Source organism: Enemella dayhoffiae (genome assembly GCF_002250625.1).
Lineage (GTDB): Bacteria > Actinomycetota > Actinomycetes > Propionibacteriales > Propionibacteriaceae > Enemella > Enemella dayhoffiae.
Genome location: NZ_NMVQ01000020.1, coordinates 1 through 8,228 on the forward strand (window position 1 = coordinate 1; position 8,228 = coordinate 8,228).

11 protein-coding genes and 1 pseudogene are annotated in these 8,228 nt (G+C 66.4%); 8 read left to right on the forward strand and 4 right to left on the reverse strand.

The window, feature by feature from the left end:
- Nucleotides 1-224 precede the first annotated feature (224 nt).
- Together CGZ93_RS10795 and CGZ93_RS10800 are read left to right on the forward strand one after the other, a co-directional pair.
- Nucleotides 225-1,130: a hypothetical protein gene (locus CGZ93_RS10795; protein ID WP_094364151.1), complete on the forward strand. Its 906-nt coding sequence runs from the start codon at nt 225-227 to the stop codon at nt 1,128-1,130.
- A gap of 7 nt (nt 1,131-1,137) precedes the next feature.
- Nucleotides 1,138-2,436, forward strand: a complete 1,299-nt coding sequence (locus CGZ93_RS10800) for a M18 family aminopeptidase (RefSeq protein WP_094364152.1) — start codon at nt 1,138-1,140, stop codon at nt 2,434-2,436.
- Nucleotides 2,437-2,452: 16 nt separating this feature from the next.
- Here CGZ93_RS10800 and CGZ93_RS10805 read toward each other — a convergent pair whose 3' ends face one another.
- A complete protein-coding gene (locus CGZ93_RS10805; protein WP_094364153.1) occupies nt 2,453-2,662 on the reverse strand; it encodes a dodecin in 210 nt (69 codons plus the stop codon).
- A gap of 148 nt (nt 2,663-2,810) precedes the next feature.
- Between CGZ93_RS10805 and CGZ93_RS10810 the strand changes: the two genes are divergently transcribed.
- Genes CGZ93_RS10810 through CGZ93_RS10820 form a run of 3 tightly spaced genes read left to right on the forward strand, consistent with a single transcriptional unit; the run spans nt 2,811 to nt 5,525 of the window.
- Nucleotides 2,811-3,866, forward strand: coding sequence for a GNAT family N-acetyltransferase (locus CGZ93_RS10810; protein WP_094364154.1), 1,056 nt, complete (start codon nt 2,811-2,813; stop codon nt 3,864-3,866).
- 40 nt (nt 3,867-3,906) lie between these two features.
- Nucleotides 3,907-4,998: a redox-regulated ATPase YchF gene (gene ychF, locus CGZ93_RS10815; RefSeq protein WP_094364155.1), complete on the forward strand. Its 1,092-nt coding sequence runs from the start codon at nt 3,907-3,909 to the stop codon at nt 4,996-4,998.
- On the forward strand, nt 4,995-5,525 hold the full coding sequence (locus CGZ93_RS10820; protein WP_229117370.1) for a hypothetical protein: 531 nt from the start codon (nt 4,995-4,997) through the stop codon (nt 5,523-5,525). The genes ychF and CGZ93_RS10820 overlap by 4 nt, the downstream gene beginning before the upstream one ends.
- On the opposite strand, the gene CGZ93_RS10825 is transcribed toward CGZ93_RS10820, so the two are convergent.
- Nucleotides 5,478-6,485 carry an IS481 family transposase gene (locus CGZ93_RS10825; protein ID WP_141211180.1) on the reverse strand — a complete coding sequence of 336 codons (1,008 nt, stop codon included), beginning with the start codon at nt 6,483-6,485 and terminating at the stop codon, nt 5,478-5,480. The genes CGZ93_RS10820 and CGZ93_RS10825 overlap by 48 nt on opposite strands.
- 91 nt (nt 6,486-6,576) lie before the next feature.
- Entirely contained in the window at nt 6,577-6,987 is a 411-nt protein-coding gene (locus tag CGZ93_RS10830) for a hypothetical protein (RefSeq protein WP_094364157.1), read from the reverse strand.
- A gap of 63 nt (nt 6,988-7,050) precedes the next feature.
- Here CGZ93_RS10830 and CGZ93_RS20100 point away from each other — a divergent pair, with 63 nt between their 5' ends.
- From CGZ93_RS20100 to CGZ93_RS19770, 3 genes and pseudogenes are all read left to right on the forward strand, one after another.
- Entirely contained in the window at nt 7,051-7,470 is a 420-nt protein-coding gene (locus CGZ93_RS20100; protein WP_407643942.1) for a MarR family winged helix-turn-helix transcriptional regulator, read from the forward strand.
- Between the two features lie 57 nt (nt 7,471-7,527).
- Nucleotides 7,528-7,710: pseudogene (locus CGZ93_RS19765) on the forward strand (DNA methyltransferase); the annotation flags it as partial.
- A 120-nt stretch (nt 7,711-7,830) separates the two neighbouring features.
- Nucleotides 7,831-7,935: a mycothiol transferase gene (locus CGZ93_RS19770; protein WP_267489730.1), complete on the forward strand. Its 105-nt coding sequence runs from the start codon at nt 7,831-7,833 to the stop codon at nt 7,933-7,935.
- 178 nt (nt 7,936-8,113) lie between these two features.
- On the opposite strand, the gene CGZ93_RS10845 is transcribed toward CGZ93_RS19770, so the two are convergent.
- Nucleotides 8,114-8,228 (reverse strand): integrase core domain-containing protein (locus CGZ93_RS10845; RefSeq protein WP_141211006.1); only part of this gene is annotated, 115 nt, incomplete at its 5' end.

Consider the following 8,228-nt stretch of genomic DNA (forward strand, 5'->3'; position numbering starts at 1 on the left):
GCATCGGCGGCCTCGGCCCGCGCCGCCGCCGCGTCGGCCCGTTGGTCGGCGGCGCCGGCCACACCGCGCGAGCGCAGCGCGAACCACGCCCCGGCGGCACCGAGGGCGAGGCCGATCACGAGCAGAACGAGTGCGGTGGCATCCATGTCCTTGATCTTGCAGCAGGGGTCTGACAATGTCCGACCGCCGCTCCGGCGACACCGGTTCTCACTACCATCGGCCGGGTGAAACACCTCTGGGCCGTGCTGTTGGGCGGGTTGTCGACGGCGGCCGCGTTCCTCGCCCTGCGCCTGTGGACTGTCGCGATCTCCACCCCCGCCGCGCCGGGCGGGAAGTTGGCGGTGCCGTTGTTCTCCTTCGCCCCGATCCGCGCCACGCTGTTCGTGGTGAGCGTGGCGACCGCGGCGATCCTGGCCGAGGCATGTGTGGCGACCAGTGGAAGGCCACGGCACCGACTGGTGCGGATCATCACGCTGGCCGCAGGGGTGGCCGCGCTCTTGGCCTGGGGGCTGGCCTACGGGGCGCAACTCGGCTTGGTGCGGAGTCGGTTGAGCGGTCTGCCGCAGTTGCCCGGGTGTTCTGCCGGCGAGCAGGGGTGCCCGGGTTATGTGATCGGGGACGGCGCGGCGATCGCCCGGGCCGGTGTGGCCCTGATCGTCTGCACCGTGCTCCACGCCTGCGTCCGCTGGTCGATCGCACTGCTCGGCGGTGCGCTGGTGCTCACCGTGCTCAGCTTCGGCCCGCACGTCGCCGGGCACTCGGTCAGCCCGCAAGGGGTCAATGAGGTGTGGTCCTGGCCACCCACTCAGCTGCTCGGTCTCGTGGTGGTGCTGGCGCTCCTGCTGTGGTGGGCGCTGGGCATCCTGATCCGGCCCACCTGGTGGTGGTTCGTGGTCTCGCTGGTGATCTGGGCAGCGATTCTGGCGCTCGGGGTCACCTTCACCTCAGACAGAGCCGAGCACCTGGCGGCAGTTCAGGCCGCCGAAGGGATGGGGGTCGCTGGTGACCTGGACTGGGCGTACCCGGTCTTCGCCATCGCCTTCCTGCTCTGCCCGGTGGCGCTGCTGATCACCTGGCTGACCGATCGGCGGCGCAAACGCCCTGTGCCCGAGTCACAGCCAGTGGTTTGATGAGGGCATGCCGCACGCCGACTCGCACAAGCACGTCGCCGACCTGGCCGCCTTCGTGGTGGCCTCGCCGAGCTCCTACCACGCCGCCGCCGAGGTGGCCCGGGTCCTCTCCGAGGCCGGTTTCACCGAGCAGGTGGAGAGCGAGGAGTGGGACGCCAGCCCCGGCGGGCACTATCTGGTCCGCGACGGAGCGGTGGTGGCGTGGCGGGTGCCGCAGGGCGGCGGCGTACGCTCCGGCTTCCGCATCGTCGGCACGCACACCGACTCGCCCACCTTCAAGCTGAAGCCCGACCCCACCTATGGTGCGGCCGGATGGCAGCAGGTCGGGGTGGAGGTCTACGGCAGTCCGCTGATCGCCTCCTGGACCGACCGCGAACTGGGCATCGCCGGGCGGGTGGTGACCCGGCGCGGGGAGCAGGTGCTGGCGAGGACCGACGCGGTGATGCGGATCCCACAGCTGGCGATCCACCTGAACCGTTCGGTCAACGACGAGGGGCTGCGGCTCGACAAGCAGGTGCACACCCAGCCGATCTTCAGCGTCCGCCGGCCCGACCTGCAGGTGCTGGACCTGGTGACCGACTTCGTGGAGGACGGTCGCTTCCCCGACGGGCTGACCGGCGACCAGGTCGCCGGACACGATCTCGTCGCCTTCGACACCGCCAAGCCGAAGCTGTTCGGTGCCGACGATTCCTTCCTGGCTTGCGGAAGACTGGACAACCTGTCCAGCGTGCACGCCTCGATGATCGCCCTGCTGAACACCGACGACAGCGCCGACGACATCGCCGTGCTGGCCGCCTTCGACCACGAGGAGGTCGGCTCCGGAACCCGCTCCGGTGCCTGCGGACCACTGCTCGAGGACGTCCTGCTGCGCACCGCCACCGCGCTCGGCGCCGGACCGGAGGAATATCGGCAGATGCTGCAGCGCTCGAGTTGCATCTCCGCCGACGCCGGCCACGCGGTGCACCCCAACTATGTCGGCCACCACGATCCGGTGCACCGGCCGCTGCTCAACGAGGGGCCGCTGCTGAAGATCAACGCCAACCAGCGGTACGCCTCGGATGCGGTGGGGGAAATGCTGTGGCGGCGCGCGTGCGCGGTGGCGGGCGTACCACTGCAGCAGTTCGTGTCCAACAACCAGCTGCCGTGTGGCTCGACGATCGGGCCGCTGACCGCGACCCGGCTGGGCATCACCACCGTCGACGTCGGCATTCCGCTGCTCAGCATGCACTCGATCCGCGAGATGGCCGGCGTGGACGACCTCTACTTCCTCACCCGCGCGCTGCAGGCGTTCTGGGCGGGTGCCTGAGGCGCCGCCGCCCGCTTCACTCGGCCAGGCGGAACCCGACCCTGAGGGTGACCTGGTAGTGCCCCACCTTTCCGTTCTCGATGTGGCCACGGGTGGAGACGACCTCGAACCAGCTGGGGTCGCCGAACTTCTGGTTGGCGACCTCGATCGCGTTCTCGATCGCCGTGTCGACACCCTCGGGGGAGGAGCCGACCAGCTCGACGGTCTGGTAGGTGTGCTCGCTCATGGTGCGCTCCTTCGTCGGGACTGAATCCCTCCACGGTAGGCGAAACGCCACTGACCGTGCGCCGGGGTAAGCGGCCCCGGAGGTGGGGGTACGTCGGGCCGGACGAAAACCGGTTGCCCGGCTGGCCGACGGTGAGCAGGCTGGCTGCATGCAGATCGAGGAGATCACCCCCCACCTGATCGACGGCCGCCCGCATCCCGGCCTGGTCGAGGTGGTCGAGCTGTGGCGGCGGTGGGGTGAGGCCCAGTTCGGGCACGACGACTTCCAGCACGGACCGCTCGGGTTGGCGCATCAGCTGCGCGAGTTGCCGAGCGTACGCCAACGCCTGTTCCTCGCGCGCGACGGTGATCGGGTCGTCGGCTCGGTCCAGCTCGGGCTCTCGCTCGCCGACAACCTGCACCTGGCCGACCTCGAGCCGTGTGTGGACCCCGACGCCGACCCGGCGGCGGTGCTCGGCACCCTCTGGTCGGAACTGCAGCCGGTGCTGTCCGCCGAGGGGCGGACCGCGGTGTCGGTGTGGACGACCTCATCGCTGGAGACCGGGCCGGACCCGGTGATCCCGGTGACCGGATCGGGTCGGGTGCAGCGCGACGCGACCGCGAATTGGCTGTTGGACAACGGATTCCTGCTCGATCAGGTCGAGCGGGCCGGGTTGCTCCGGCTCGACGGTTCCCCGGATCTCGGGGCCCAGTTGAGCGACGCCGAGCCGCACTCTGCGGCGTACCACCTGGTGCAGTGGAAGGGAATCACTCCGGAACCGTTGCGCGAGCCGATGGCGATGCTGCGCGGACGGATGTCCACCGACGTACCGAAGGGTGACCTGCCGATGGAGGCCGAGCGCTGGGATGCCGAACGCGTGCTGGCGTTGGATTCTCGCCATGCCGACGGTGGGCAGACCGACCTGTGGACCGTCGCTGTGCACACCGACACGGGTGAGCCCGTGGCACACACGTATCTCGGAATGCCGCAGGAAAAGCCCGAGGTGGCATGGCAGGAGGACACCCTGGTCCGGCCAGATCACCGCGGGCACCGGTTGGGGATGCGGATCAAGGCGGCGAACCTCCTCCAACTACGGGCCGGGCATCCAGCAGTACGCCGGGTGTGGACCTGGAACGCCGACGAGAACGCGCCCATGCTGGCGATCAACGACGCGCTCGGTTTCCGCCCCGACGCGGTCGAGGGGTTGTGGGTGTGGCGGGCGTGAGTTTCCCCGGGTCGGCGTACGCCGAGTAGGCTGGCTCGCCGTGGCACTCACCATCGGAATCGTCGGACTCCCCAATGCCGGCAAGTCGACCCTGTTCAACGCGCTCACGCGCAACGACGTGCTCGCGGCGAATTATCCGTTCGCGACGATCGAGCCGAACGTCGGTGTGGTCGGCGTTCCGGAGCCGCGGCTGCACAAGCTCGCGGAGATCTTCGGCTCCAAGGCGATCATCCCGGCGACGGTGTCGTTCGTCGACATCGCCGGCATTGTCAAGGGCGCCTCCCAGGGCGAGGGGATGGGCAACGCGTTCCTCGCCAACATCCGCGAGGCCGACGCGATCTGCCAGGTCACCCGGGTGTTCACCGACGCCGACGTGACGCACGTGGACGGCAAGGTCGATCCGGGCAACGACATCGACACGATCACCACCGAGCTGATCCTGGCGGACCTGCAGACCCTCGAGAAGGCCTTGCCCAGGTTGGAGAAGGAGGCTCGGATCAAGAAGGATTCCCAGCCCAAGCTCCAGGTATGGCAGGAGGCGCTGGAGGTGCTCAACTCCGGTCGCGGGATCTATCAGGCGGGTTTGGACCTTGAGCCGTTGCGCGAGCTGTTCCTGCTCACCGCAAAGCCGTTCCTGTACGTCTTCAACTGCGACCAGGACGAACTGGCCGATGAAGGCCTGAAGGAGCGGATGCGTACGCTCGTCGCACCGGCAGAGGCGATCTTCCTGGACGCCAAGATCGAGTCCGAGCTGGCCGAGATGGAACCCGACGAGGCGAAGGACTTCCTCGCCGACATGGGAATCGACGAGCCGGGACTGGACGTGCTGGCCCGGGTCGGTTACGAGACGCTGGGGCTGCAGAGCTACCTGACCGCGGGTCCCAAGGAGGCTCGCGCCTGGACGATCCGCAAGGGCGCGACCGCTCCCGAGGCCGCCGGAGTGATCCACACCGACTTCCAGAAGGGGTTCATCAAGGCCGAGGTCGTGGACTTCGAGGACCTGGTCGCCGCCGGCTCCGAGCAGGCGGCCAAGGCCGCCGGCAAGATGCGCCTCGAGGGTAAGGACTACGTGATGCAGGACGGTGACGTGGTTGAGTTCAGGACAGGGCTTACGTCTGGGAGCAAGAAGTGATCAGGGACGCGCACGACGCGAACGAGACGACGAAACCGAACGATTTCGAGCTAGAACGCCTCCGCGCGGCGTTGCCGGAGTACTTCGACAAGGACGGCGAGTTCAGGCTCGATCGCCTTCAAGAGGCGCTGAGTTCCGCGGACGTGTCGATGACGCGCGAAGGCTACGAGCTCAAGTTCTTGGGGAAGTCGTACGCCAAGTACCTGACCTCGACTAGGACCGAGACGGTGGTGGTTCCCGATGTCGAACACAGTGCTTCGGCCGTAAACGCGGATTCCGAGAACCTGTACATCGTCGGGGATAACCTCGATGCACTCAAGCATCTGGTGCGGTCGTACGCGGGCAAGGTTAAGTGCATCCACATCGATCCGTCGTACAACACGGGGTCCGATGGCTTCGTCTATGCCGACGACTTCGGCTTCACGCCAAAGGACCTGGTCGAGAAGGTGGGTCTTGGCGAGGATGAAGCCGAGAGGGTGCTAGGTGTAGGAGGCAAGCACGTTACTTACGCCGGTCGGCAGCAGTGACGCTGGTGGTTCTCCGTCGGCGGCGCTGTGTGGCCGATGGTAGTTGTAGTGGATGTTCCACACGCCAAGGGCTTCTCGGCGTTGGTCTTCGGAGACCCAGGTACGGGCGTAGAGGAACTCCTCGGAGATGATCCGGTTGTAGCGCTCTACTTTCCCGTTGTGGCGTGGCGTGTAGGGCGTGATCCGTTGATGCCGGGACCCGAACAGGGCTCGGGCGAAGGCTTCAGCTCGATAGCAGGCTCCGTTGTCGGTGACGATCCGTTCGATGTGGGTGATGCCGTGGGCGGCGAACCAGACCCGAGCGCGGCGCATGAACGCGACCGCTGTGACGGCCTTCTCGTCCTCCAGGGCCTCGGTGTAGGCGAGGCGGGAGTACCCGTCGATGGCGGAGTGCAGGTAGACGTAGCCGCCGCGCTCCGACTTGCCTTTGCGGCGCGTAACCTGTCGGGCGTGGTCGCTGTTCTTGCCGTGGGTGCGCCAGCCTCCGCCGTCGGGGATGCGTCCGACCTTCTTCACGTCGATGTGGACCATGTGCCCGGGCCGTCTGGCGACGATCTTCTGTGGCTCGCGGTTGTTCTCGCCGTTGGGGTCGATGAACCGGCGATGGTTGAGGCCGAGCGCCGCGAGGTGGCGGGTCACCGTACGGCGACTGATCGTCAACCCGTCCATTTGGAGCTCGAAGGTGATTCGAGATGCGGACCATTTGTGGGCGCGCCGCATGTCCTCGATTCGAGTCACGACCTCGGGGTCAGTGGCCGTGGGCTGATGGTGAGGAGTAGACGCGCGGTCGACCAGGCCGAGCTCTCCAAAGCGCCGGTACCGGTTGACCCACTTCGAGGCCGTCGCACGGGAGATCCCCATCTCGGCAGCGACGTGCGCGATCGGCCTGGTGCGAGTCCGTTCAATGAGTCGTCGACGACCTTCAGGCGTCAGCGGGGCGTTGCGATGCGTGACGGTCAATCGGATACCTCAACGGCACCGAACAGCACGAGCCCCACTCCCGTACCCTCCTGGTGGCCACGGGACGCCCGCGTCAGGTCGTTCATCCGGTTCACGCGCTCAGCAGCTCCTCCGCCTTTCGTCGGATTGCGTCGAGTACCTGGCGCGTCGTCTCTTGCTGGGCCTCGTCGATTCCCTCGAGAAGGCCGCGGGTTGCTTCAGTTACCGCCGCTCGCGCGGCGGTGAGCTCGTCGGCCCCCCTCGCGGTCAGCACCTCGCCGTCGACCAGTCCTGCGGAGCGAAGTTCGTCGAGCACGGCCTCAAGGTCGTCCGGGTTTGCCTTGAGTCCGTCTGCCGTCCGCTCCCGCCAGGTGTTGCCCGGCCCCGCAGCACTCACGGCATTGATGACAACCCAAGCCGAATAGCCGGGGATCAGGGTTGACGACAAGGCCCGGGCCAGAAGCGCACGCAAGGCGTTCTCGGTAGGTCCGATCACGGTGGGCAAGGGGCGCGCAGATGACATCAGTTCTCCTAGGATGTTGGTGTAACCAACACTGTATTGGTATCACCAACAGGAGGCAACGCCATGCCGCCAGATCTCAACTCCCTGCCCACTTGGGTTTTGAGCTCGGCTGCGACCAGGTCGCACCAAGTGCTTCAGGCACTGCTTGCACAAGAGGGCGTCAACGGGTACGAGTATCGGTGTCTGTCGGCGCTTGCCCCTGCTGACCAGCTGAGCCAGACGGATCTCGGTGCAGCTGCGGCCCTGGACCCCCGAGACGTCACTCACACTGTCCGAGCACTCGAAGACCGCGGCTTGGTCTCCCGGGCCAAAGATCCCAGCCATGGGCGCCGTCAACTGGTTTCGCTTACCAGCGATGGCCAGCGGACGGCCAAACGTTTGGCTGACACCATCGTCGAGGTCCAAGATGCCGTGTTCGGCAACCTGACCCGGAAGGAATGCGCCACGCTCCTCGCCCTTCTCGAGCGCGTCGCTCGGCCCTGACCAACTCCAGGACGTCAACAACCCCCTGGCCAGCAACAGCTAGGGCTCCAAGGCAGGTCATCGCACTCAGCCTGGCTCACACTTATGTATCCACGACTGGAGCTCGCGAAGGAACTACTTGCGGAGGATGGCGTCATCTTCGTAAGTATCGATGATAACGAGCAGGCCAACCTTAAGATCCTTTGTGACGAAATCTTCGGCGAGCAGAATTTCATCGCTGGATTCATCGTCGTGCGTTCAGAGGGGGTCGGCTGGCGAAGCAAGCTGTCAATGGACATGATTACCTCCCCGCCTATTGCCGAACGTCGAGAAGTTCAGTCCATTGGGTCGCCCCAAGATATCCGTGGCTCAGTAGTCTCGATGCCGCTGGGCCTGCGGTGGATCCAGCTCCATGTGCTCAGGGAGCACGCTCAGCACTGTGGCCATGCAGACATCCTGCGGGAGCAGGTTCTCGCTCGCCGGTGAACCGCCTACGGACTCAGCCCGTAGGCGCCCCGCACTGACCGCCCTGGGTGTGCAATCTTCGCTGCGTCGCGACAACCGCGCGAATATGGTGCAGACCGAGTGGAGGACTTGTGCCCTTGACCGTGGGATGAGCGCACCTGCGCTCTTATCCACCACCGCAACTAGGTGTACCCGGCCATCAGGTTGGTAGCCGGCTGATCGGTGGTTTGCCTCCGAGTGCGCTGTGGCATCGTTCAGTGTTGTAGTGCTCGAGCCAAGGGGCAAGTGCGGCGGCACGTTCGGTGTTGCTGGTG

What these genes read in the sequence shown, in the direction of transcription:
- CGZ93_RS10805 (WP_094364153.1), bottom strand. Translation starts at nt 2,662, where the DNA reads ATGAGCGAGCACACCTACCAGACCGTCGAGCTGGTCGGCTCCTCCCCC.
- CGZ93_RS20100 (WP_407643942.1), top strand. Translation starts at nt 7,051, where the DNA reads ATGCCGCCAGATCTCAACTCCCTGCCCACTTGGGTTTTGAGCTCGGCT.
- CGZ93_RS10810 (WP_094364154.1), top strand. Translation starts at nt 2,811, where the DNA reads ATGCAGATCGAGGAGATCACCCCCCACCTGATCGACGGCCGCCCGCAT.
- CGZ93_RS10830 (WP_094364157.1), bottom strand. Translation starts at nt 6,987, where the DNA reads ATGTCATCTGCGCGCCCCTTGCCCACCGTGATCGGACCTACCGAGAAC.
- CGZ93_RS19770 (WP_267489730.1), top strand. Translation starts at nt 7,831, where the DNA reads ATGCCGCTGGGCCTGCGGTGGATCCAGCTCCATGTGCTCAGGGAGCAC.
- CGZ93_RS10800 (WP_094364152.1), top strand. Translation starts at nt 1,138, where the DNA reads ATGCCGCACGCCGACTCGCACAAGCACGTCGCCGACCTGGCCGCCTTC.